The organism is Nocardioides sp., assembly GCF_036401255.1.
GTDB lineage: Bacteria > Actinomycetota > Actinomycetes > Propionibacteriales > Nocardioidaceae > Nocardioides.
This window is the reverse complement of sequence record NZ_DASWVI010000464.1, coordinates 1-22,191: the sequence shown is the minus strand read 5'-3', so window position 1 is coordinate 22,191 and position 22,191 is coordinate 1. Positions and strand designations below refer to the sequence as shown.

Annotated in this window: 24 protein-coding genes; 9 read left to right on the top strand and 15 right to left on the bottom strand. The window is 72.5% G+C overall.

Annotation, left to right across the window (positions count from 1 at the left end; genetic code table 11):
- The 6 genes from VGD85_RS21265 to VGD85_RS21240 form a co-directional block, all read right to left on the bottom strand.
- Positions 1-512 (bottom strand): thioredoxin domain-containing protein (locus VGD85_RS21265; protein ID WP_331065431.1); only part of this gene is annotated, 512 nt, incomplete at its 3' end.
- A 42-nt stretch (positions 513-554) separates the two neighbouring features.
- On the bottom strand, positions 555-1,763 hold the full coding sequence (locus VGD85_RS21260; protein ID WP_331065430.1) for an acetyl-CoA hydrolase/transferase family protein: 1,209 nt from the start codon (positions 1,761-1,763) through the stop codon (positions 555-557).
- 111 nt (positions 1,764-1,874) lie between these two features.
- Positions 1,875-3,563: an acyl-CoA mutase large subunit family protein gene (locus VGD85_RS21255; protein WP_331065429.1), complete on the bottom strand. Its 1,689-nt coding sequence runs from the start codon at positions 3,561-3,563 to the stop codon at positions 1,875-1,877.
- Positions 3,564-3,707: 144 nt separating this feature from the next.
- The gene (locus VGD85_RS21250; protein WP_331065428.1) at positions 3,708-4,256 is read right to left on the bottom strand and encodes an MmcQ/YjbR family DNA-binding protein; all 549 of its coding nucleotides are present in this window, start codon (positions 4,254-4,256) and stop codon (positions 3,708-3,710) included.
- A 36-nt stretch (positions 4,257-4,292) separates the two neighbouring features.
- Positions 4,293-4,781, bottom strand: coding sequence for a MarR family transcriptional regulator (locus VGD85_RS21245; RefSeq protein ID WP_331065427.1), 489 nt, complete (start codon positions 4,779-4,781; stop codon positions 4,293-4,295).
- 60 nt (positions 4,782-4,841) lie between these two features.
- Entirely contained in the window at positions 4,842-5,285 is a 444-nt protein-coding gene (locus VGD85_RS21240; RefSeq protein ID WP_331065426.1) for a hypothetical protein, read from the bottom strand.
- A gap of 118 nt (positions 5,286-5,403) precedes the next feature.
- On the opposite strand from VGD85_RS21240, the gene VGD85_RS21235 reads away from it, so the two are divergent.
- Positions 5,404-6,015, top strand: coding sequence for a hypothetical protein (locus VGD85_RS21235; RefSeq protein ID WP_331065425.1), 612 nt, complete (start codon positions 5,404-5,406; stop codon positions 6,013-6,015).
- A 28-nt stretch (positions 6,016-6,043) separates the two neighbouring features.
- On the opposite strand, the gene VGD85_RS21230 is transcribed toward VGD85_RS21235, so the two are convergent.
- A complete protein-coding gene (locus tag VGD85_RS21230; RefSeq protein WP_331065424.1) occupies positions 6,044-6,490 on the bottom strand; it encodes a carboxymuconolactone decarboxylase family protein in 447 nt (148 codons plus the stop codon).
- A gap of 100 nt (positions 6,491-6,590) precedes the next feature.
- Between VGD85_RS21230 and VGD85_RS21225 the strand changes: the two genes are divergently transcribed.
- Positions 6,591-7,457: a sigma-70 family RNA polymerase sigma factor gene (locus tag VGD85_RS21225; RefSeq protein ID WP_331065423.1), complete on the top strand. Its 867-nt coding sequence runs from the start codon at positions 6,591-6,593 to the stop codon at positions 7,455-7,457.
- On the opposite strand, the gene VGD85_RS21220 is transcribed toward VGD85_RS21225, so the two are convergent.
- The 3 genes from VGD85_RS21220 to VGD85_RS21210 form a co-directional block, all read right to left on the bottom strand.
- On the bottom strand, positions 7,450-7,962 hold the full coding sequence (locus tag VGD85_RS21220; protein ID WP_331065422.1) for a PH domain-containing protein: 513 nt from the start codon (positions 7,960-7,962) through the stop codon (positions 7,450-7,452). The two genes, VGD85_RS21225 and VGD85_RS21220, sit on opposite strands and share 8 nt — an antisense overlap.
- 5 nt (positions 7,963-7,967) lie before the next feature.
- A complete protein-coding gene (locus VGD85_RS21215) occupies positions 7,968-8,132 on the bottom strand; it encodes a hypothetical protein (RefSeq protein ID WP_331065421.1) in 165 nt (54 codons plus the stop codon).
- 112 nt (positions 8,133-8,244) lie between these two features.
- A complete protein-coding gene (locus VGD85_RS21210) occupies positions 8,245-9,060 on the bottom strand; it encodes a MerR family transcriptional regulator (protein ID WP_331065420.1) in 816 nt (271 codons plus the stop codon).
- Between the two features lie 101 nt (positions 9,061-9,161).
- Between VGD85_RS21210 and VGD85_RS21205 the strand changes: the two genes are divergently transcribed.
- The gene (locus VGD85_RS21205) at positions 9,162-10,634 is read left to right on the top strand and encodes an MFS transporter (RefSeq protein WP_331065419.1); all 1,473 of its coding nucleotides are present in this window, start codon (positions 9,162-9,164) and stop codon (positions 10,632-10,634) included.
- Here the strand turns inward: VGD85_RS21205 and meaB are convergent.
- On the bottom strand, positions 10,586-11,554 hold the full coding sequence (gene meaB, locus VGD85_RS21200) for a methylmalonyl Co-A mutase-associated GTPase MeaB (protein WP_331065418.1): 969 nt from the start codon (positions 11,552-11,554) through the stop codon (positions 10,586-10,588). The genes VGD85_RS21205 and meaB overlap by 49 nt on opposite strands.
- Entirely contained in the window at positions 11,538-12,728 is a 1,191-nt protein-coding gene (locus VGD85_RS21195) for an acetyl-CoA C-acetyltransferase (protein ID WP_331065417.1), read from the bottom strand. The genes meaB and VGD85_RS21195 overlap by 17 nt, the downstream gene beginning before the upstream one ends.
- Before the next feature lie 147 nt (positions 12,729-12,875).
- On the opposite strand from VGD85_RS21195, the gene mce reads away from it, so the two are divergent.
- The 4 genes from mce to VGD85_RS21175 all read left to right on the top strand — a co-directional run bounded on the left by mce (position 12,876) and on the right by VGD85_RS21175 (position 17,532).
- On the top strand, positions 12,876-13,319 hold the full coding sequence (mce, locus tag VGD85_RS21190; RefSeq protein WP_331065416.1) for a methylmalonyl-CoA epimerase: 444 nt from the start codon (positions 12,876-12,878) through the stop codon (positions 13,317-13,319).
- Between the two features lie 161 nt (positions 13,320-13,480).
- The gene (gene ccrA / locus VGD85_RS21185) at positions 13,481-14,818 is read left to right on the top strand and encodes a crotonyl-CoA carboxylase/reductase (protein WP_331065415.1); all 1,338 of its coding nucleotides are present in this window, start codon (positions 13,481-13,483) and stop codon (positions 14,816-14,818) included.
- Between the two features lie 318 nt (positions 14,819-15,136).
- Positions 15,137-16,381, top strand: a complete 1,245-nt coding sequence (locus VGD85_RS21180; RefSeq protein WP_331065414.1) for a hypothetical protein — start codon at positions 15,137-15,139, stop codon at positions 16,379-16,381.
- Entirely contained in the window at positions 16,378-17,532 is a 1,155-nt protein-coding gene (locus VGD85_RS21175; RefSeq protein WP_331065413.1) for an AI-2E family transporter, read from the top strand. Before VGD85_RS21180 ends, VGD85_RS21175 begins: the two co-directional genes overlap by 4 nt.
- Before the next feature lie 116 nt (positions 17,533-17,648).
- Here the strand turns inward: VGD85_RS21175 and VGD85_RS21170 are convergent, their stop codons facing one another.
- A complete protein-coding gene (locus VGD85_RS21170) occupies positions 17,649-18,614 on the bottom strand; it encodes an EamA family transporter (protein ID WP_331065412.1) in 966 nt (321 codons plus the stop codon).
- A 39-nt stretch (positions 18,615-18,653) separates the two neighbouring features.
- Between VGD85_RS21170 and VGD85_RS21165 the strand changes: the two genes are divergently transcribed.
- Positions 18,654-19,187: a CGNR zinc finger domain-containing protein gene (locus VGD85_RS21165; protein WP_331065411.1), complete on the top strand. Its 534-nt coding sequence runs from the start codon at positions 18,654-18,656 to the stop codon at positions 19,185-19,187.
- An 8-nt stretch (positions 19,188-19,195) separates the two neighbouring features.
- Here VGD85_RS21165 and VGD85_RS21160 read toward each other — a convergent pair whose 3' ends face one another.
- The gene (locus VGD85_RS21160) at positions 19,196-20,017 is read right to left on the bottom strand and encodes an alpha/beta fold hydrolase (RefSeq protein WP_331065410.1); all 822 of its coding nucleotides are present in this window, start codon (positions 20,015-20,017) and stop codon (positions 19,196-19,198) included.
- Positions 20,008-20,802, bottom strand: a complete 795-nt coding sequence (locus VGD85_RS21155; RefSeq protein ID WP_331065409.1) for an endo alpha-1,4 polygalactosaminidase — start codon at positions 20,800-20,802, stop codon at positions 20,008-20,010. The genes VGD85_RS21160 and VGD85_RS21155 overlap by 10 nt, the downstream gene beginning before the upstream one ends.
- A 44-nt stretch (positions 20,803-20,846) precedes the next feature.
- Here VGD85_RS21155 and VGD85_RS21150 point away from each other — a divergent pair.
- A partial coding sequence (locus VGD85_RS21150) for a S8 family serine peptidase (RefSeq protein WP_331065408.1) occupies positions 20,847-22,191 on the top strand: 1,345 nt, incomplete at its 3' end.

The window sequence follows — 22,191 nt, the reverse complement described above, 5'->3', positions numbered from 1 at the left end:
TCGTCACCCTCGGCGCCCTCGGCCGGGGCGGCGTGCCGGGGCTGGTGGCGACCGGCGACGCCGTTGGCGGTGAGCTGCTGCATCACCTGCGTCAGCGCGGCGCGGAGCTCCTCGAGGGGCAGCACGTCCTGGAACAGCGGGGCCGGGCGGCCGTCGAGCACCGCGACCACGAGCGGCACCGAGGGGATCTGCATCGCCTGCGCGATCGCCGGCACCTGGTCGATGTCGACCAGGCCGGCGAGGAAGCGGCCCTCGAACTCCCCCGACAGCGTCTCGAGGTCGCGCGCCAGCTGCGCGCTCTCGGGCATCCGGCTCGGCGAGTAGAACACCAGCAGCACCGGCGCCGTCGTGGACGACTCGATGGTCGACTGGAAGTTCTGCTCGGTGACCTGGACGGCGTACGACGAGCCGGCGGCCGCGCCACCGGGCGCACCGTCCGCGGGCTGGCCCGCGGGGGCCTTCAGTCCGGACAGGTCGATCGCGCCGGGGCGCGAGAACGGCTGCTGGGTCATGGGCCCATCCTAGGGAGGCCCCCTGACCCGGGCCGCAGCGCGTCAGCGCAGGCCGAGCTCCACGGCCTCCTCGCGCAGCTCGTCGCGCACGCTGGGGTGCGCGGCGTGCTCGATGATCTGCCGGGCCTGCTCGCGCTGGTCGTTGCCGAACACCGTCGCGAGCCCCTGCTCGGTGACGATCGCGCTCATCTGGAACGAGGTGATCGGCTCGTCGACCATCGGGACGACCGTCGAGCAGTTCGCCTTGGGGTGCCAGGAGCGCAGCGCGATGAACGCCTGGCCACCGGCGCTGTGCATGGCACCGACGATGAAGTCGGTCTGCCCGCCGAAGCCGGAGTGGATGCGGGCGTTGATGCGCGAGGCGTTGGCCTGGCCGAACAGGTCGACCTGCAGCGCGGTGTTGACGCTGACCATCTGCGGGTTGCGGGCGATCCGCGCGGGGCTGTTGGTGACCTCGGTGCGGACCATCTCGACGCGCTCGTTGCCGTCGACCCACTCGAGCAGCTCGGGCGAGCCGAACAGGAACGACGCGGAGATCGGGATGTTGCGGTCCAGCGCGCCGATCTTCTCCAGGGCCAGCACGCTGTCGGAGAACATCTCGGTCCAGACCCGCAGGCCCGTGCGGCTGGTCAGTCCGTGCATGGTCGCGTCGGGTACGGCGCCGATGCCGGCCTGCAGCGTCGAGCCGTCGGACACGCGGGCGGCGACCAGCTCGCCGATCTTCGCCGAGCTCTCGTCGATCGAGGAGACCGGGGCGACCGGCATCGGCTCGTCGGCGTCGATCAGCACATCGATCAGGTCGAGGTCGACCAGCGCGTCGCCGAAGGTCCAGGGCATGTTGGCGTTGGTCTGGGCGATCACGATGCCGCCGTTGCGGCGGACCGCCTCGATCGCGGCCGGCAGCACGTTGACCTCGACGCCGAGGGACACCCGCCCGTCGCGGGGGCGCGTCGTGTGCAGGACGACGGCGTCCGGGGGCAGCTGCTTGCCGAACAGCGACGGGACCATGGACAGCCGCGAGGGCACGTAGCTCAGCCGCGGGCTGCGGCGCTGGCCGGGGCCGACGAAGGAGGTCTCGAGGACCACGCCGTCACGGTCGGGCAGCTGCGGCTGTCCGTTGAGTGCCCAGAGGCGGTACTCCTCCAGCGCGTCGTCGACGAGCTTGACCGTGTGCCACGGCGTGGCGTGGTTGCCGGTCACGACGACGCGGGGGTTGGGGGGCAGGGATGCGAGGGCGCTGGCGAGATCCACGGTGACGATTCCACCAGAGCCACCCAGTCGCCACCCGGGCCGGAAGTCCCCAGGGTGCGGGCCGACGGTCTCGGGACGCCCGGGGCCTACTCGCCGGTAGTCCCGGGTCCCTCAGAACCGGGCGGGCTCGCGGTACTCCCCCCACAGGCCGCGCAGCGCGTCGCAGATCTCCCCGAGCGTCGCCTCGGCCCGGACCGCCTCCAGCATCGGCTCGATGAGGTTGGCGTCCGCGCGCGCGGCGTCGACCATCCCCGCCAACGCGGCCCGGACGGCGGCGTCGTCGCGGCCCTGGCGGCGCGCGTCGAGCGTGCGCACCTGGTCGACCTCGACCTCGTGGGAGACCCGCAGGATCTCCAGGTCGTGGGTGACCGACTCCTCGTGGCAGTTGACCCCGACGATCCGCTTGTCGCCCTTCTCGAGGGCGGTCTGGTACTGGAAGGCGGCCTCGGCGATCTCGGACATGAACCAGCCCTCCTCGATGCCGCGCAGGAGCCCCCGGGTGACGGGGTTCTCGCCGCGGCGCACGGCCTCGGCCAGCGCCTCGGGCCGATCGGAGGTCAGCGACGAGCCGCCCATCGCGAGGATCTTGTCGAAGATCGCGGTCGCCTCCGCCTCGAGCCGGTCGGTCAGCGCCTCGACGTACCACGAGCCGCCGAGCGGGTCCGCGACGTTGACGACCCCGGTCTCCTCCATGATCACCTGCTGGGTGCGCAGGGCGATCTCGGCGGCCTGCTCGCTGGGCAGCGCGAGCGTCTCGTCGAGGGCGTTGGTGTGCAGGGAGTTGGTGCCGCCCAGCACCGCGGACAGCGCCTCGATGCCGGTGCGGACGACGTTGTTGTAGGGCTGCTGGGCGGTCAGGGACACGCCCGCGGTCTGGGTGTGGAAGCGCAGCCACTGAGCCTTGTCGGTGGTGGCGCCGTAGACGTCGCGCATCCACCGGGCCCAGATCCGCCGGGCCGCGCGGAACTTCGCGATCTCCTCGAAGAAGTCGACGTGTGCGTCGAAGAAGAACGACAGGCCGGGCGCGAACACGTCCACGTCGAGGCCGCGGGAGAGCCCGAGCTCGACGTACCCGAACCCGTCGGCGAGGGTGAACGCCAGCTCCTGCGCGGCGGTCGAGCCGGCCTCGCGGATGTGGTAGCCGGAGACCGAGAGGGGCTTGTACGCCGGGATGTTCGCGGCGCAGTACTCCATCAGGTCGCCGATGAGCTTCAGGTGCGGCTCTGGACCGAAGATCCACTCCTTCTGGGCGATGTACTCCTTGAAGATGTCGGTCTGGAGCGTGCCGTTGAGCGTCGTGGTGTCGACCCCGGCCCGCTCGGCGGCCACGAGCATCATGCAGAACACCGGCACCGCGGGGCCGCTGATCGTCATCGAGGTCGTCACGTCCCCGAGGTCGATGCCGTCGAAGAGGACCTCCATGTCGGCCGCGGAGTCGATCGCCACACCGCAGTGGCCGACCTCGCCGAGCGAGCGCGGGTCGTCGGAGTCGCGGCCCATCAGCGTCGGCATGTCGAAGGCGACGCTCAGCCCGCCGCCGCCGCGGCCCAGGATCATCCGGTACCGCTCGTTGGTCTGCCGTGCGTTGCCGAACCCGGCGAACTGCCGGATCGTCCAGGTGCGGCCGCGGTAGCCGGTCGGGTAGAGCCCGCGGGTGAACGGAAACTCCCCGGGCCACTCCGAGTCCTCGGTGCCGTACGCCGGCGCCACCTCCAGGCCGCTCAGCGTCGTGAAGTCGGCGTCGCGGGTGCGCGACGCGTCGTACCTGGCCTGCCAGCGGGAGCGTGCGGTCTCGGTCATGCTCGAAATAGTAGGACGTCCTAGTAATTGCGCCAAGCGGGCGCCGGAATCCCCGGTGGACCGGCGAAGTTTGCGCTTGTCGGCGGTTGCAACCCCTGACAAGCGCAAGGAACCCCGGCCCACCGGGGATTCATGCAGACCGCTTCACCGCATCCAGCGGTAGACCTGCCCGTCGCGTACGTCGACGGCGGTGGGCGGGCGGGGAGTCGGGTGCGACCGGAGGTGGTCGAGGACCTGGGTGCGCCCTCGCAGGGAGAGCGCCCCGTCGGTGAAGCGCAGGTAGGGGTGTAGCAAGGGTCGGAGGTCGGACCACTCCCCCGCGTCCATCGCGGCCCAGGCGGCCGCGGCGGGCGCCGGCAGCTCGGGCAGGTCGTGCAGCATCCGCGGGGTGCACATCCGCCACGCGTCGGTCACCAGCTCGCGCATCTCCTCGGCCCCGAGGCGGTCCAGGTGCGCGCACACCCACTGGTAGCGCAGGTCGCGCGGCGGCGGCAGGAAGAACGTGTCGGGGTCGTCCGCGATCAGCCCGTCCCGGGCGTCACGCGGGTAGCCGAACCCCATCCGGGTCTCGTCGCGCGAGAACCCGACGTAGACGATCTGGCGCACCTTGAGCTTGTAGCGCCCCCCGGTGAAGAACTCGTAGGTGCGCGGGAGCGCCAGCCCCACCTCCCGCACGTCGTCCGCGGTCACCATGCCGCGATGCTGGCACGCCCCACCGACATTGATGTTCTAGAAGTCGCCGGCCTCCTGCCGGACCGGCCGCAGCAGCGCCGAGAGCTGCTCGAGATCGTCGGTCGACAGGGCACCGAGCGCGAAGTCGGCGGCCAGCAGGTCGCGGGTCGCGACCTCGACCAGCGCACGGCCCTCGGCGGTGATCTCGGCCAGCACGGCCCGCCCGTCCTCGGGGTGCGCACGCCGCACGATGAGACCGGCGGCCTCGAGCCGCCGCGCGATCGAGGTCACCGACGTCGGGTGCACCTGCAGCCGCTCGCCCATCTTGCCCAGCGGCAACGAGCCTCGTGAGGAGAACACCAGCAGCACCAGCGCCTCGTAGCGCGCGAACGTCAGGCCGTGGGGCTTGAGGATCGCGTCGAGCCGGCCGATCACCAGCTGCTGGACGCGCATCAGCGAGGTGACCGCGTGCATCGCCGGTACGCCGTCCCAGCGGGTGCCCCACTGCCGGGCGGCCTCGTCGATCGGGTCGAAGGGCAGGCTCATCGAGCGCGACACTAGGGCATGGGACGGGGAGGCGGTGGCCGCGCGTCCCCCGCGGAGCGTTCAGCCCCGCTCGCCCCAGCAACCGGCGACCGGATGATCCGCACTCTCGAAGTAGCCGGGCTTGTCCGCGAACCGGAACACGAACCGCCGTACGAGCGAGACGCCGTCGGCGGTGGCGCAGGCCTGCATCCTGATCACGTTGCCCGACCCCGGTCGCTGCGTGCGCACGGTCATCCTCGCGCCGCGGTCCGCGATGCTCACGTGCCCCAGCGCGTCCGCCTCCACCCCGTCGGAGGCACCACCCCAGGTGGCCACGAGCTCCTCGGCGTACGACTCGAGGGCGCCGGACGCGGCCTGCTCCCCGGCGCTGGAGGAGCTCGAGCCCGTGGAGCCGGGCGGGGTCGGCTCCGCGTCGGGACCGTCGTCGCTCGAGCATCCCACCACGGAGGTGCCGAGCAGAGCGAGGACGGCCAGGGTGTGCGTGAGCCGCAGGTGCTGAGGCATGCGGGGGGTCTACCCGCCCCGATCGGCGCCAAACGCGCAGGTCCGGCCGCCCCAGCGCTCACCCGGAATCGGTTGCCGGCCGGAGCGCGCAGGAGGATCCTCGGACCAGGAGGTGGCGATGAAGTCCTCGCCTGTTCCCGACGGCCTGCCGCTGCTCTCCCGCGGGCGGCACCGCACCCCGCGCCGCGGCGCCTCGCTGACCGAGGTCGCCTCGCTGCTGGCCGGCGAGCCCTGGTCGGACCGGCCGGGCTGCACGCACCCGCTGCTGGCCGACCTGGCCCGCCTGGTCAACGACCACACCTCCGACGCCCGCCGCCCCGGGCTCGTGACCCTGGCGGCCGACCTCGCGGACCGGCGCGGCGACGACGACACCTGGATCCGGCTCCCGGTCGCGGTCGCCGCGAGCACGATCCTCGACGTACCCGAGCCGACGCAGCGGATCCTCGCCGTGGGCCTGCTGCGCGCCGAGCCCCTGTGCATCGACGCCGTGCCAGCGCTGGCGGAGACCCTGCGCACCGTCCGCGCCACGCTCGAGCTGGTGCCCGGGGCGACGACGTGGGTCGAGATGCTGCGCCGCCGCCCACCGATCGACCTGGACGCGTTCGCCCGGCACACCGCTCCGGCCATGGTGCGCTGCACGGTCGACGGACTCGTGACCGCACAGCACCCCGATCTGGACCGGCGCCTGCGCGACCTGCTCGAGGTCGGCATCGCCGCCTGCCCGCGCTGACCACATCCGGGTGGCCGCGCGGCACCGGTCAGGGTCGCCAGGCGCCGGCCACCTGGCGGGTGGCCGCGTTGAGCCGGTTCCACACGTTGACCGCCGTGATCGCGATCAGCAGCGCCGAGAGCCCCTGCTCGTCGTAGTGGGCGCTGGCGCGCTCCCACACCTCGTCGGGCACCGGGTCGCCGCGGTCCGCGACCCGGGTGACCGTCTCCGTGAGCTCGAGGGCCGCGCGCTCGGCGTCGGTGAAGTACGGCGCGTCGCGCCAGGCCGCGACCGCGAAGATCCGCTCGTCGCTCGCGCCCTGCTTCCTGAGCCCGTTCGAGTGCAGCTCGACACAGACGCTGCAGCCGTTGATCTGGCTGGCCCGCAGGTGCACCAGCTCGATGGTCTCCGCCGGCAGGCCGAGGTCCTCACCGGCGCGTGAGTACGCCGCCAGCGCCTGGAGCGCGGCCGGTACGGCGAAGACGGGGTGGGTCATCCGTGGTTCCATGGGTCTCTCTCCTGTCAGGTCGGGCTGTCCCGACTCGTCGTCAAGGACGTGGCTCCCAGATGACGGACCCCGGAGGAGGAACCTGACAGTGCCGACCCAAGAAGACCTGGCCCACGAGTTCGAGGACCACCGCGAGCGGTTGCGCGGCGTCGCCTACCGGATGCTCGGGTCGACCGCCGAGGCCGACGACGCCGTCCAGGAGACGTGGCTGCGGCTCTCCCGCTCGGACGCGAGCGAGGTGCGCAACCTCGGGGCCTGGCTGACCACCGTGGTCGGCCGGATCTGCCTGGACCTCCTGCGCTCCCGGACGGCGCGCCGCGAGGACCCCCTGGACGTCCGGCTGCCCGACCCGGTGGTGACGCGCCTGGACGCCGATCCCGAGTCCGCCGCGGAGCAGGCCGACCAGGTCACGCTCGCCCTGCTCGTCGTACTCGACAGGCTCGGCCCGCGAGAGCGCACCGCCTTCGTCCTGCACGACCTGTTCGGCGTGCCGTTCGAGCAGATCGGTCAGATCGTGGGGGCGAGCGCCGCGACCGCCACCCAGCTGGCGAGCCGGGCCCGCCGCCGGGTTCGCGTGGCCGCTCCCCCGGTCGCCGACCGAGCGACCCAGCGACGCGTGCTCGACGCGTTCAGCGACGCCGCTCAGCGCGGGGACTTCGAGGCCCTGCTCGAGATCCTCGACCCCGACGCCACGCTGCGGGCCGACGGCGGGCCCGCGGGCCCGTCGGTCCTGGTGCGCGGCGCCGCCGAGATCGCGGCGCGCGCCTCGTCGTTCCGGCGCGCGGGCCTCGACCAGGTCCACGTGCTGGTCAACGGCGCGGTCGGCCTGCTGGCCCACCGCGACGGACGGCCCGTCTCGCTGTTCACCCCCGTCGTCCGCGACGGCCGGATCGTCGAGATCGACATCCTGGCCGACCCCCAGCGACTGGCGCGACTGGCGCGACTGGTCAGTTGACCCGGCCGCCCCGCAGCCCGGCGCGCTGCACGACGCGCTGGATCGCGAGGTCGCGGGCGTAGGGGCGCGAGACGTAGCGGATGTCGCGGATGCCCTGCTTCTGGGCCGCCGACTCGAAACAGAAGTGCCCGTAGCCCAACAGCCGGCCCAGCATCGGTCGGCGCACGGTGATGTCGAGGATCCGGCTCAGCGGCATCGTGGCCAGGCTCTGGGTCAGCACGCCGTGGACGCGGAACACCCGCATGTTCGTGATCACGAAGCGGTCGCGATGCTCGCGCATCGCCAGCCAGCCGGCGTGCCCGAACAGCCCGAACGAGAGCAGCTCGGGCACCCAGGCCACGGACATCGGAACCACGCCCGTGACCGCGAGCAGCCACACCGCGACCACGACCTCGAGGATCGGCCGGACGAACGCGGCCCAGTGGTGCCGGACCTCGTCGACGATCACCTCGCCCTCCTCACGCAGCAGGTGCTGGGCGATGTCGGGATCCACCCACCGCGGCACGGCCGCTACTCCAGGTCCCGCACGAACGTGATCACCGCGGTGAACAGGTCACCGGTGAGGTCCGCGCCGTTGCTGCTGGCGGTCTTGGCCGACTGCGCGAGGCCGTGGGGATCGGTGACCATCCAGAACAAGCCGAAGGCGACGAGCAGGACGATGACGGCTTTTCTCATGGGGGAAGGGCTCCATCTCGGTGACACCCGGAGTCAGGTCGAGGATCGGGACGTGTCTACCGAGCCCACGCGGCCGATGCACGCAGGCGCGCCGGTCTAGACCGATACCGGGTCAGCCGTGCACCGGCCAGCAGACCTCGGTCCGGTGGGCGAAGAGGTCCTCGGGGTCGCCGAGCGGCAGGTAGCGCTCGACGACGGGCCCGTCGGCGGCCACCGCCTGCTCGGTCACGGCCCGGCCCACGGTGGAGTACGCCGCGTCCAGGTCGACCATCGGCCCGTCATGGGTCGCGACCGCGTAGCGAGCCGCCGGCCGGCGTACCGCCTCGACCCGTCCGGGGAGCGGTGGCACCTGCGCCACGGGGACGAACGCGACGAGCTCGCCCGCGCCGTCGGTGAAGAACTCGGTCGGGAACTCCGCACCGTCCGGGCCGGTGCGCTCGACCCCCGAGGTGCGCAGCAGCCGGTGCAGCTCGGTGAACGCCTCGACCCACCAGCTGACGACGGTGTCGCCGTCGACGCGGCCGCGGATCGCCACGGTGAGCGTCGCGGGCTCGTCACGGTGCTCGACGGCGATCCGTTGCTCCCCCTCCAGCATCCGGCGCAGCGAGTCCACCGCCTCCTGGGTCTCGCGCAGCTGCCGGCTCATCCGGTCCAGGTGGGCCGCGATCACCCGGTCGCGGGCGGCCTCGTCGGGCGCGTCGAGCACCGCGCGGACCTGGTCGACCGGCAGGTCGAGGTCGCGCAGTCGCCGGATCATCCGCGCCGGAGCGACCTGCTCGGGCCGGTAGTAGCGGTACCCGCTGTGGGCGTCGATCCGGGCGGGCTCGAGCAGTCCCACGTCGTGGTAGTGGCGCAGCGCCTTGACGGTCAGGAACGTCATCCGCGAGAAGTCGCCGATGCTGAGCAGCACGCTCGTCGGGTCGGTCATGGCGCCCAGCCTGCACCCTCCCGCTACGGGAGGGTCCAGTCGTCATCCGGTGCTCGACTCCCCTTGACTCTCCCGTGGGGGGAGGCCGGAGAACTCCGGCCATGAACACACCCGACCTCACCTCACCTGCCACCCCGGGGCGGGCGCCGCTCGCGGTCCTGCTGACCGGGGTCTTCCTCATCGTGCTCGACTTCTTCGTGGTCAACGTCGCGCTCCCGTCGGTGCAGCGCGACCTGCACGCCGACGACACCACCCTGGAATGGCTGGTCGCGGGCTACGGCCTGGCGTTCGGCGGCCTCCTCATGGTCGCCAGCCGGGTCGCGGACCGCTGGGGCCGGCGCCGGATGTTCGTGGCGGGCATCGCGCTGTTCGTCGCCAGCTCCGCCGCGTGCGGCCTCGCGCCCGACCCGGAGCTCCTGCTGGCGGCCCGACTGGTCCAGGGCGCGGCGGCGGCCGCGATCGGCCCGACCGTGCTGGCCCTGATCGGCGACGTGTACGCCGGGCCGCACCGGGTGCGCGCGCTGGCGGCGTACGCGACCGTCATGGGTGTCGCGGCCGCGTCCGGTCAGCTGATCGGCGGTGTCCTGATCCACCTCGACGTCGCCGGCTCCGGCTGGCGGGCGATCTTCCTGGTCAACGTCCCGATCGGGCTGGCCGCGCTCGTCGCCGCACCTCGCCTGCTGCCGGAGTCCCGGGTCACCGGAGCACCCCGGGTGGACCCGACCGAGGCCGCTCTCGTGGTCGCGGCCCTGACCGCGCTCGTGCTGCCGCTGGTCGAGGGTCAGCGCCAGGGCTGGCCGCTGTGGACGTGGGCGTCGCTGGCCGCTTCCGCGGTGGCCGCGGAGCTCGCCTGGACGCGGGGCCGGACACTGCGGGGCGCCGGCGTGCCCCCGCTGGTCGACCCGGCGGCGTTCCGGTCCCGGCCGGTCGCCGCCGGGATCCTCGGCCAGCTGACGCTGTTCACGGGCATGGCCGCGTACTTCCTGGTGCTCGCCCTCTACCTCCAAGACGGCCGCGGGCTCGGGCCGCTCGCCTCGGGCGCCGTGTTCACCGCGGTGGCGGCGTCCTACATGGTCGGCACCCGGAGCGCCACGGCGCTCCTGGGCCGGTACGGCGCCCGGCTGGCGATCACCGGGGCGGCGCTCGCCTTCGGCGCCGGACACCTCCTGCTGCTCGGCGTCGTCGAGCAGGTCGGCGTCGGCGGATCGGTGCTCTGGCTGGTGCCGGGGCTCGCGGTCGGCGGACTCGGCATGGGCGTCGCGCTGTCCGGGCTCGTGGGCACGGTGATGGGCTCGGTGGAGTCGCACCACGCCGGCACGGTCTCCGGCGCCGCCTCCACCGTGCAGCAGGTCGGCAACGCGGTCGGCGTCGCGCTGGTCGGCATCGTGTACTTCGGCCGCGCCGGGGACGACGTGGCGGCGGCGTTCGACGCGAGCCTGGTCTACCTGATCGCGACGACGGTCGCCGTGGCCCTCGCGGCGAGCTTCCTGCCGGGCCGGCCGGCGTCGCGTCGGCGCCCCGAGACTCAGGGTCCGTCGGTGACGGTGTCGAGCAGCTCGTCGGCGGCCGTGTAGGGATCGGTGGCGCCCGCGACCACGGCCGCTGCGAGCTCGTCGAGCTCGGAGCGGCCGTGCACGTCGCCCCAGCGCTGGCGCAGGGCGGTGACGGCGATCGCCTCGATCTCGTCGCGTGCCCGTCGCCGACGGCGGCGCTCGAGCTCACCGCTGGACTCCAGCCAGCCGCGATGCCGGTCGATCTCCGCGGTGACCTCGTCGAGGCCCTCGCCGCGCTGGGCGACGGTCTTGACGATCGGCGGCTTCCACGCCCCCTCGGCACGCTCGGCGAGCGCCAGCATCGAGCGCAGGTCGCGGCGTACCTGGTCGGCGCCGTCGCGGTCGGACTTGTTGACGACGTAGAGGTCGCCGATCTCGAGGATGCCGGCCTTGGCGGCCTGGATCCCGTCGCCCATCCCGGGCGCGAGCAGCACCAGGGTGGTGTCGGCCATCCCGGCGATCTCGACCTCGCTCTGGCCGACGCCGACGGTCTCGACCAGGATCACGTCGCAGCCGGCGGCGTCGAGGACCCGCAGCGCCTGCGGGGTGCTCCAGGCCAGGCCGCCGAGGTGGCCGCGCGAGGCCATCGACCGGATGTAGACCTCGCGGTCCAGCGCATGGTCCTGCATCCGCACCCGGTCGCCGAGCAGCGCACCGCCGGAGAACGGGGACGAGGGATCGACGGCGAGTACGCCGACCCGCTTGCCGGACCGGCGCAGCTCGGTGACCAGCGCGCTGGTCGACGTCGACTTGCCGACGCCCGGCGAGCCGGTGATCCCGATGACCTGGGCGTGGCCGGTGTGCGGTGCGAGCGCGGCCATCACCTCGCGCAGCAGCGGCGACTCGTCCTCGACGAGCGAGATCAGGCGGGCGACGGCCCGGGCCTCACCGGCGCGAGCGCGCTCGACGAGGCCCGGGATGTCGTCAGCTCTTCGGGACACGCACGATCAGGGCGTCGCCCTGCCCGCCGCCGCCGCACAGGGCCGCGGCACCGGTCCCGCCGCCGCGGCGCTTGAGCTCGAGCGCGAGGTGGAGCACGATCCGGGCGCCCGACATGCCGACCGGGTGGCCCAGCGCGATCGCACCACCGTTGACGTTGACCTTCTCCTCGGGGATCCCGAGCTCACGGGAGGACACGATGCCGACCGCCGCGAAGGCCTCGTTGAGCTCGACCAGGTCGAGGTCCTCGACCGAGATGCCCTCCTTGGCGACGGCCTTCTTGATCGCGTTGGCCGGCTGGCTCTGCAGGCTCGAGTCGGGCCCGGCGACCTGGCCCGAGGCGCCGATCTCGGCGAGCCACTCCAGGCCGAGCTCCTCGGCCTTGGCCTTGCTCATCACGACGACGGCGCAGGCGCCGTCGGAGATCTGCGAGGACGAGCCCGCGGTGATCGTGCCGTTGTTGCTGAACGCCGGGCGCAGCTTGCCGAGCGACTCGACGGTCGTGTCGCCGCGCACGCCCTCGTCGGTGGCGACGACGACCGGGTCGCCCTTGCGCTGCGGGATCTCGACCGGCACGACCTCGTCGTCGAACACGCCGTTCTTCCACGCCTCGGCGGCCAGCTGGTGCGAGCGGGCGGCGAAGGCGTCCTGCTCCTCGCGGGTGAGCTCCCGGGCACCGGAGTTGCAGCTCTCGGTGAGCGTGCCCATCGGCTGGTCGGTGAACTGGTCGTAGAGCGCGTCGTAGGCCATCGAGTCGACCAGCGCGGTGTCGCCGTACTTGAAGCCCTCGCGCGACTTCGGCAGCAGGTGCGGCGCCTGGGTCATGGACTCCATGCCGCCGGCCACCACGATCTCGTGCTCGCCGGCGCGGATCAGCTGGTCGGCGAGCGCGATGGCGTTGATCCCGGACAGGCAGACCTTGTTGATCGTGATCGCGGGGACGTTCATCGGGACGCCGCCCTTGACGGCCGCCTGGCGGGCGGTGATCTGGCCGGCCCCGGCCTGGATCACGTGGCCCATGACGACGTACTCGACCTGCTCACCGGTGATGCCGGCCTTCTCCAGGGCGCCCTTGATGGCGACGCCGCCCAGGTCGGCCGCGGAGAGGCCCTTGAGCCCACCCAGGAGACGGCCGATGGGGGTGCGCGCCCCTGCGACGATGACGGAACCGGACATGGGGAGCCTCCAGAAAGGTACGAGGGGTGATCTCGGGCCGACCTTACCTACGGCTCCCGGACGGGGCGAGAGGCCGAGACTTAGGTCCCGTGGGACACATGTCACATGGCCTGTCGGCCCCACGGCGGCCCTTGCGACCATGGACCCATGAGCCTCGACGTACCCGCACACCTGTTCACCGCCATCGACCACGTGGGCGTCGCCGTCCCCGACCTGGACGCCGCGATCACGTTCTACGAGGACGTCTACGGGATGCGCATGGCGCACCGCGAGACCAACGAGGAGCAGGGGGTCGAGGAGGCGATGATGGCCGTGGGCGACTCCGGGTCCCACATCCAGCTGCTCGCCCCGCTGAACGAGAGGTCGACGATCGCGAAGTTCCTCGACAGCAAGGGCCCCGGCATCCAGCAGATGGCCTACCGGGTCACCGACATCGACGCGGTGGGCGCGATCCTGCGCGAGCGCGGGATGCGGCTCCTCTACGACGAGCCCAAGCGCGGCACGTCGAACTCGCGGGTGAACTTCATCCACCCCAAGGACGGCGGCGGCATCCTGGTCGAGCTGGTCGAGCCGGCCGCGACCGCGCACTGAGACGGCCCGACCGACCGAACCTGGGAGCCGGTCCCGGCCCGCTACGGTGGGCCGGGGCCGGCTTTTCCCTGAGGCACACGTCACAGGAGGTGTTGCCTCCTGTTACCCGTGGGTAAGGTCCCGCCATCACCCGATGCGACCCGACCCCAGCAGGAGCCGACGTGCAGCACATCCTCGACGCGATCATGGCGGGCGACACCGCCGAGGCCGACTTCGCGAACCTCGCCCTTCCCGAGTCCTACCGGGCGGTGACGGTGCACAAGGACGAGGTCGACATGTTCGAAGGCCTCGCCACCAAGGACAAGGACCCGCGCAAGTCCCTGCACGTCGAGGACGTGCCGCTGCCCGAGCTCGGCCCGGGCGAGGCGTACGTGGCGGTCATGGCCTCGGCGATCAACTACAACACCGTGTGGACCTCGATCTTCGAGCCCGTCTCGACGTTCGGCTTCCTCGAGCGCTACGGCCGGCTCTCCCCGCTCGCCAAGCGGCACGACCTGCCCTACCACGTGGTCGGCTCCGACCTGGCCGGCGTCGTGCTCGCCACCGGCCCGGGCGTTCACCTGTGGAAGCCCGGCGCCGAGGTCGTGGCTCACTGCCTCTCGGTCGAGCTCGAGCACCCCGACGGGCACGACGACACGATGCTCGACCCCGAGCAGCGGATCTGGGGCTTCGAGACCAACTTCGGCGGCCTGGCCCAGGTCGCGCTGGTCAAGGCCAACCAGCTGATGCCCAAGCCCGCGCACCTGACCTGGGAGGAGGCCGCCTCCCCCGGCCTGGTCAACTGCACGGCGTACCGCCAGCTGGTCTCCAAGAACGGCGGCGACATGAAGCAGGGCGACAACGTCCTCATCTGGGGCGCCTCGGGTGGCCTGGGCGGGTTCGCGACGCAGTACGCCCTCAACGGCGGCGCGACCCCCATCTGCGTGGTCTCCAGCGAGGACAAGGCCGAGATCTGCCGCAAGATGGGCGCCGAGCTGATCATCAACCGCAACGAAGAGGGCTACAAGTTCTGGAAGGACGAGCAGACCCAGGACCCGCGCGAGTGGAAGCGGTTCGGCTCGAAGATCCGTGAGCTCACCGGCGGCGAGGACATCGACATCGTCTTCGAGCACCCCGGCCGCGAAACCTTCGGCGCGTCGGTCTACGTGACCCGCAAGGGCGGCACGATCACCACCTGCGCCTCGACGTCGGGCTACATGCACGAGTACGACAACCGCTACCTGTGGATGAACCTCAAGCGGATCATCTCCTCCCACTTCGCCAACTACCGCGAGTCGTGGGAGGCCAACCGGCTGATCGCCAAGGGCAAGATCCACCCGACCCTGTCGAAGACGTACTCCCTGGACGAGGTCGGTACGGCGGCGCTCGACGTCCACAAGAACCTCCACCAGGGCAAGGTCGGCGTCCTCTGCCTGGCCCCCGAGGAGGGCCTTGGCGTCCGCGACCAGGAGATGCGCGACCGGCACCTCGACGAGATCAACCGCTTCCGCGACCTGTGAGCTGCCCGAGCCTGAGCCTGCGAAGGCTCGGACCCAGCAGCCAGGTCGAGTAGCCGCGCGACCGACGAAGGAGGTCGCGACCGGCGTACCGAGACCGAGCCGCCGGTGGCGCGGTCCAGTAGCCGCGCGACCGACGAAGGAGGTCGCGACCGGCGTACCGAGACCGAGCCGCCGGTGGCGGCACCTGAGCGTCGACACACCCCGGTCACCGGCGATGAGTCGGAGGCCGGGGTGTGTTGTCGTGGCCCGATCCGCAACACTGTCTGCGGGAGACTGTCTGCACGAGCCACGACCACTGCGGAAGAGGAAGCACGCTTCATGAGCGACCAGGGACTGTCCATCTTCGACGACAACGACTCCGGCGAGGACACCGCGAAGGCCGCCGACGACGCGACCCAGGTGCTCCCGACGGTCAATCCGAAGCAGCCGGCGGCCGAGAAGACCCAGCAGGCGCCTGCCGTACCCGCCCAGCCGGCGCCCACGCCCACGCCCGCGTCCGCCCCTGCGGCGGCGCGCGGCCCGGTCCTCCCACCCACGGCGCAGCAGGGCGCCGCCCCCGCGGCGGGCGCGTCCGCCGGGTTCCCGGTGGTCCGGCGCGGCGGCTACGACCGCGACGCCGTCGACGCGCGGTTCCGGCAGCTGACGTCCGAGAAGTCCGGTCTCAGCACCAGCCTCACCGCATCCGAGAGCCGCGTGCTCGAGCTCGAGCAACAGGTCGAGCGGCTGCGCGAGGAGCTGGCCGAGAACGAGGCCCCGTCGTACGCCGGCCTCGGCGGCCGCGCCAGCGCGATGCTCCGCCTCGCCGAGGAGGAGGCCGCCGAGATCCGCGAGCAGGCCGGCCGCGACGCCGCGGAGATCCGCGAGCAGGCCAGCCGCGACGCGAAGGCGACCCGCGCCGACGCCGCCCGCGAGGCCGAGGACATGCGCCTGGTCCAGCTCAAGGAGCTCGACGAGAACCGCGCCCGACTGATGGCCGACGCCGAGCAGGAGCGCGCGCTCGCCAAGAGCGAGGCCGAGGACGTCATCGAGTCCGCCAACCGCCAGGCCGCCCAGCTGCGCCTGGCCGCGGCGCAGGAGGCCAACGAGCTGCGCACCTCCGCGCGGCGGGAGGCCGAGCAGCTGCGAGCCGCCGCCGACCGTGAGGTCCAGGAGGCCCGGCGCGCGCTCGCGGTCGAGAAGGAGCGGCTCGCCCGCGAGGCGACCGACCACCACGCCAGCGCGACCGCCGAGACCCGGCGACTGGTCGAGGAGGCCGAGGAGCGCGCGGAGGCGGCCGAGCGGCGCGCGCACGACGCCATGGCCCAGGCCACCGAGCACCGCAACCAGGCGGCGACCGAGGCCGAGGCGCTGCTCACCCGGGCCCGGCGCGAGGCCGAGCAGATCGTCTCCTCCGCGCGCACGCAGGCCGAGTCGATCACCTCGACCGGCAACGCCGAGGCCGAGCGCGAGCTGGCCGCGGTCCGCGCCGAGGTCGACCGGCTCGCCAAGCGCCGCGACGCGATCACGGCGCAGCTCGCCTCGCTGCACGAGGTGATCAGCGGCTTCACCAAGGACGAGGAGTGACCGACTCCCCCCGGGACATCCCGGAGGGAGCCCTCGACCCCGAGGTCGAGGACCCGGCGGACGCTGCCCACGAGGCGGATCCGGAGGGGGACGACGACTACCTCGGCGAGCTGGGGGAGCCGCTCTCGCGGCACTCCCCGTTCGTCTGGGGCTTCTTCGGCGGCCTCGGGTTCTTCCTCGCCTGGTGGCTCGGCGGCGTCGTCACCTCGATCGGGTCCACGCTGCTGCTCGTCGTCGTCGCGCTGTTCCTGGCCGCGGGCCTCAACCCCGCGGTCGAGTTCTTCGAGCGACACGGCTTGCGGCGCTCGTACGCCGTACTCACCGTCATCGTGGCCGCCCTCGCGGCGATCGCGCTGTTCCTCGTCGCGATCGTGCCGGTGATCACCGACCAGGTGCAGTCCATCACGGACAACGCCCCGGACTGGCTGGACAGCCTCCAGAAGAACGACCGCGTCCAGAAGCTCGACGCGGAGTACGACATCATCGACAAGGTCAAGTCCTACGTCGAGGACGGCAACTACGCCAGCACGCTGTTCGGCGGCGTGCTCGGCATCGGCCTCAAGGTGCTCTCCGCGCTCGCCAACGCGTTCATCGTGATTGTGCTGACGCTGTACTTCCTCGCCTCGCTGGACAAGACCAAGCACGCGCTCTACCAGCTCGCCCCGGCCTCGCGCCGCGAGCGGGTGACGCTGCTGGGCGACCGGGTGCTGCGCGGCGTCGGCGGCTATGTCTCCGGGGCGTTCATCGTGGCCACCTGCGCCGGCCTCTCCTCGCTGGTGTTCCTCTTCATCGTCGGGCTCGGGCAGTACGCCGTCGCGCTCGCCTTCGTGGTCGCGCTGCTCGACGTCATCCCGATGATCGGCGCGACGATCGGGGCGGTGATCGTGACCGCCATCGGCTTCGCGGAGGACCCGAAGATCGGCCTGGCCTGCATCGTGTTCTACGTGATCTACCAGCAGGTGGAGAACTACGTGATCTACCCGCGCGTGATGTCCCGCTCGGTCGACGTCCCCGGCGCCGTCACGGTGATCGCCGCCCTGGTCGGCGCCGCCCTGCTCGGCGTCGTCGGGGCACTCCTCGCCATCCCCACCGCCGCCGCGATCTTGATGCTGGTCCGCGAGGTCGTGGTCCGGCGCCAAGACGCCCGCTGAGCGACCCGCTGCCGCTGACCCTCTGCGGTTTGGTCACCAACGGCGATACGTAAGCGCTTACCTATCGCCGTTGGTGACCAAACCGCAACTGCTCCAGCCCCGCGGCAGCGCAGCCGTCACTCGAGGAGCACCCCGGCCGTGGCGCGCTCGCCCATCTTGACGGCGACGACGCCCGCGAGCACCAGGAGGCCGCCGAGCAGCTGGACCGGGCGCGGGAGCTCGTCGAGGAGCAGCCAGGCGAACACCACGCCGGCGACGACCTCGAGCAGGGCGACGAACGATGCGAGCCGGGACCCGAGCCGGCGGCTGGCGGCGATGCCGCTGGCGTAGGCGACCGCGGCGGTCACGACGCCGAGCACCAGCAGCGGCACCCACCACGCGACCGTCCACCCGGCGTACGAGACGGCCTCGGTGGACGCCCGCATCGGCAGCAGCCCGACGACGCCGAGCGCCCCGAGCACCGCCGCGCCGAGCACCAGGCCCGCCGCAGCGAGCACCAGCGGCGGCAGGCCGTTGGTCTCGTCGGCCGAGATCACGAAGTACGTCGCCGCGCCGACCATCGCCGCCAGCGCCCACAAGACGCCGGGCAGGCTCAGATCGGCCCCGGAGAGCAGGTCGAGGACGAGCACCAGGCCGGCCGCCGCGAGGCCCGCGCCGATCAGGGTGACCGCACCCGGGCGCTGGCCGTGACGCAGCCACAGCCAGACGACGACGGCCGCCGGAGCGGTGTACTCGATCAGCAGCGCCGGCCCGACCTGCATGTACGACACGGCCGAGAAGTAGCAGAACTGCGCGCCGGCCACCGCGAGCGCGCCGTACACGACGACCACCCCGGTGTTGCGCCGCAGCAGCGCCCACCTGCCGCGCAGGCCGACGAGCCCGAACGGCACCACGACCAGCGCCGCCAGCCCGACGCGCACGAGCACGATCGCGCCGGCGCTCCAGCCGCCGTCGAGCAGCTCACGCGCGAGCGCCCCGGACATCCCGAACGACGCCGCCGACAGCAGGGCGAAACCCAGCCCGCTCGCCAGCCGCGACCCGGCTGCAACGGACCCGAGGCTGTCATGGGCCAACGTCGTCATGGCACATGACGCTAGTGGTCGAGGGTGTAACGTGTCAACGTGCCATTCACCCATGACACCGAGGCCTCGCTGCAGGCGGCCGTGGTCCTGGCCAACTCCGGCCTCGACCCGGACACGCTGACCACGGTCGAGGACCTGGACGCGTTCTACGCCGAGTTCGAGTACACCGGGCGGCACGACGGCGATCGAGCCGAGCTCGACGGCGTGCGCGCGATCCGGCCCGCTCTCTACGAGCTGCTCACCGCCGATCGGGACACGGCCGTCGGCATCGTCAACGCGATGCTCGCCGAGGCCGGGGCGGTCCCCCAGCTCGTCCGCCACGACGTGTGGGACTGGCACCTGCACGCCGTCGGGCCCGAGCGCGACCTCCCGACCCGGATCGTGGTCGAGACCGCGATGGCGATGATCGACGTCATCCGCGCCGACGAGATGTCCCGCTTGGGCGTCTGCGCCGACGACACGTGCCGGGGCGTGGTCCTCGACCTCTCCCGCAACCGCTCCAAGAGGTTCTGCTCCGTCGCCTGCGGCAACCGCAACGCCGTGGCGGCCTACCGCGCCCGCCAGCGCCCCTGAGCCTCGAATCACGACTCAACGGGGGCGAGGAACCGCTGGAGCACCTCGAGGAAGACCTCCGGCTGCTCGGAGTGCACCCAGTGGCCGGCCCCCTTGATGACCACCCGCCGGTTGCGCGGGAACCAGCGGTCCATGGCGCCGGCGTACTCGTCACGGACATAGCCGGAGTTCTGTCCCGCGATCCACAGCGTCGGCCGGTCGTACGCCGGGAGGTCGGCCAGGGCGTCGGCCGGCCAACCGCCGAGCACCTCCAGGTCGCGGCCGAGGACCTCCAGGTTGGGCCGCCACGACCACCGCCCCGCCTCGTGGTGGAGGTTCTGCAGCAGGAAGCTGCGCACCGTGCGGCTCGGCACCGCGTCGGCCAGCGCGGCGTCGGCGTCGCGCCGGTGCTCGAGCGTGGCCAGGTCGAGCGCGAGCATCGCGTCGATGTAGCCCGCGAACTCGCCCCTCTCTCCCTCATATGCCTGGTAGTCGACCGGCGAGACGTCCACGACGCAGAGCCGCTCCACGAGCTCGGGGTGCCGCAGCGCCAGCACCATCGCCGCCTTGCCCCCCATCGAGTGACCGACGAGCGCGACGGGGTCGTTCGCGTCGAACAGGGCCGCCACCCGGTCGGCGACGTCGACGTAGTCGAAGTGGTCGACCCACTCCGAGCGGCCGTGGTGCGGCATGTCGACGAGCAGCACGCGGTGGTCCTCGGCCACGGCCTTCGCGACCGTCGTCCAGTTCTTGCCCTGCCCGAACAGTCCGTGGCAGAAGGCGACCAGCGGCCCCCGCTCCCCCAGCGTGGTGACGTGCAGCCCGGTGCGGGCACGATCGTTCAGCACCATGCGTGCACCCCCGACGGCGTGAGGTCCCGGTCGCGCAGCACGACGGCCAGCCGGTCGCCGACGTGCGAGCAGGTCCACCGGAAGTCCGTGCGGCGGTACTCGATCGCGAGGACCAGGTCGCCGTAGTCCTCGACGTACGCCGCGCACTCGCGATAGCGGCCGCACTCCTCGGCCACGGCGAAGTCGAAGCCGATCCGGGTGCCGTCGTAGCCCGCCAGGTTCTTCTGCCCGGCCGCCAGCCCCGCGGCGTGCGCGGCGTCGACCAGGAGTCGCGCGAAGGCCAGGGACTGTCGGCGCTTCAGCAGGCCGTGGCTGCGGGTGAAGGAGTCGAGGTTGTCGTACTCCACCGCGTCGAACCCGTCGTCCGCGCACCCGCGGGTCCAGCGCCCGACGATGCGCGCGAGCGTCGTCCGCTTGGCCTTCGTGCGTACGTCGAGCAGCCACTCGCCCCACGCCTCGTCCTCGACCGGCCGGCCGTCGTCCTTCAGCACCAGGCGCCAGTGCCGCTTCCAGAACCGGCGCTGGTCGGGCTGGGTCTGGAACCCGTTGACGTAGCAGACGTTGTAGCGGTCGGTCGCGGGCGGCTCGGTGCGGTCGCGTACGACGATGCCGACATGGTCGGGGACGTCCGCGGCCCCGCCCAGCTGGTAGTCCACGTCGGTGCCGGTCGGCGGGACCGTGACCGGCGGCGGATCCGCGCTGGCCGTGGCCTGGGCCGGGGCGACCGTGGTCGGGATCACGGCCAGCAGGGCGAGCACGAGCAGCGCGACGACGTAACCCGCCATGCGGCTGTGGCGTTGTCCGGGCACCTCACGAGATCGGATCATCCATGCCATCTTCGCGCACCCGGCTGCTCGCGCTCACCTGCGCCCTCGCCGCCACCGTCTCCCTGACCGGGACGACCGTCGCCGACGCCGCCGCGCCCACCGCGGCGCCCACCCCCTCGCTCGCAGCGGTCGACGGCGCACACCGTGGCCTGGATCGGCTGCTCGCCGACGGCACCCCCAACGGCCGGGCGATCGTGACGTTCGACGCCGTGCCGAGCGCCGGTCAGGTCGCCGCGCTGCGCGGGCTGGGGCTCACGGTCCAGCCGATGACGCACCTGCCCCTCGCGCTCGTCGACGGACCGGTCGCCGCGATGGTGACGGCGGTGACCCGAGGCATCGGTGTCGACGTCTACCCCGACGAGCGGCTGCAGCAGCTCGACACCGCCTCGACCGGCGCGATGTCCTCCAGCGCGGCCGCGGCGCGGAGCCTGCGCTCGCGCGGCCTCACCGGCAAGGGCGTGACCGTCGGCGTCGTCGACTCCGGGTGCGACGCCACCCACGCCGACCTTGCCGACCACGTCGTGCACAACGTCGCCCTGCTCAGCCCCGAGTACGCCAACGCCGGCACCGACCCCGCGATCGTCGTACCCGTCGACCAGGGCCCGGTCAGCAACACCGACCTCGGCAGCGGCCACGGCACCCACGTCGCCGGCATCATCGCCGCCGACTCCTCCTCCGTCGCCGACGGCAGCCGCTACGGCGTCGCGCCCGATGCCGACCTCGCCTGCTTCGCGATCGGCGCGGTGCTGTTCACGACCGCCGTCGTGACCGCCTACGACTACCTGCTCGACCAGCCGGACCTCCTCGGCGTCGACGTGATCAACAACTCCTGGGGCAACAGCTACCGCCAGTTCGACCCCGCCGACCCGGTCGCGGTCGCCACGAAGGCCGTCGCCGACCGCGGCGTGACCGTGGTGTTCGCGGCCGGCAACTCCGGCGGCGGCGCCGTGCCGATGAGCCTGAACCCGTTCTCCCAGTCCCCCTGGGTGATCTCCGTCGCGGCGGGCACCGTCGACCGGGTGCGCGGCGACTTCTCCTCCAACGGGCTGGTGCACGACAACTCCCGGCCGACCCCGATCGGGGCCGAGGGCCACACGACGTACGCCGGCGACCGCCTCGGCCTGGTCCACCCCGACGTCACCGCGCCCGGGGTGGACATCTCCTCGACCTGCGACAGTGCGGGCACGCTGATCGGCCCCTGCGGCCCGGACGACAACGCGTCCGCCTCGGGCACGTCGATGGCCGCACCGCACGTCGCGGGCGCCGCGGCCGTCCTGCTCCAGGCCCAGCCGCGGCTCACGCCCACCCAGGTGCGGCTGGCCCTGCAGGCCACCGCCACGCCGGTCC

What these genes read in the sequence shown, in the direction of transcription:
- VGD85_RS21195 (WP_331065417.1), bottom strand. Translation starts at nt 12,728, where the DNA reads ATGTCCGGTTCCGTCATCGTCGCAGGGGCGCGCACCCCCATCGGCCGT.
- VGD85_RS21160 (WP_331065410.1), bottom strand. Translation starts at nt 20,017, where the DNA reads ATGGTGCTGAACGATCGTGCCCGCACCGGGCTGCACGTCACCACGCTG.
- VGD85_RS21155 (WP_331065409.1), bottom strand. Translation starts at nt 20,802, where the DNA reads ATGGCGGGTTACGTCGTCGCGCTGCTCGTGCTCGCCCTGCTGGCCGTG.
- VGD85_RS21215 (WP_331065421.1), bottom strand. Translation starts at nt 8,132, where the DNA reads ATGAGAAAAGCCGTCATCGTCCTGCTCGTCGCCTTCGGCTTGTTCTGG.
- VGD85_RS21180 (WP_331065414.1), top strand. Translation starts at nt 15,137, where the DNA reads ATGAGCGACCAGGGACTGTCCATCTTCGACGACAACGACTCCGGCGAG.
- VGD85_RS21205 (WP_331065419.1), top strand. Translation starts at nt 9,162, where the DNA reads ATGAACACACCCGACCTCACCTCACCTGCCACCCCGGGGCGGGCGCCG.
- VGD85_RS21210 (WP_331065420.1), bottom strand. Translation starts at nt 9,060, where the DNA reads ATGACCGACCCGACGAGCGTGCTGCTCAGCATCGGCGACTTCTCGCGG.
- VGD85_RS21230 (WP_331065424.1), bottom strand. Translation starts at nt 6,490, where the DNA reads ATGACCCACCCCGTCTTCGCCGTACCGGCCGCGCTCCAGGCGCTGGCG.
- mce (WP_331065416.1), top strand. Translation starts at nt 12,876, where the DNA reads ATGAGCCTCGACGTACCCGCACACCTGTTCACCGCCATCGACCACGTG.
- VGD85_RS21240 (WP_331065426.1), bottom strand. Translation starts at nt 5,285, where the DNA reads ATGCCTCAGCACCTGCGGCTCACGCACACCCTGGCCGTCCTCGCTCTG.
- VGD85_RS21170 (WP_331065412.1), bottom strand. Translation starts at nt 18,614, where the DNA reads ATGACGACGTTGGCCCATGACAGCCTCGGGTCCGTTGCAGCCGGGTCG.
- VGD85_RS21245 (WP_331065427.1), bottom strand. Translation starts at nt 4,781, where the DNA reads ATGAGCCTGCCCTTCGACCCGATCGACGAGGCCGCCCGGCAGTGGGGC.
- VGD85_RS21235 (WP_331065425.1), top strand. Translation starts at nt 5,404, where the DNA reads ATGAAGTCCTCGCCTGTTCCCGACGGCCTGCCGCTGCTCTCCCGCGGG.
- VGD85_RS21255 (WP_331065429.1), bottom strand. Translation starts at nt 3,563, where the DNA reads ATGACCGAGACCGCACGCTCCCGCTGGCAGGCCAGGTACGACGCGTCG.
- VGD85_RS21250 (WP_331065428.1), bottom strand. Translation starts at nt 4,256, where the DNA reads ATGGTGACCGCGGACGACGTGCGGGAGGTGGGGCTGGCGCTCCCGCGC.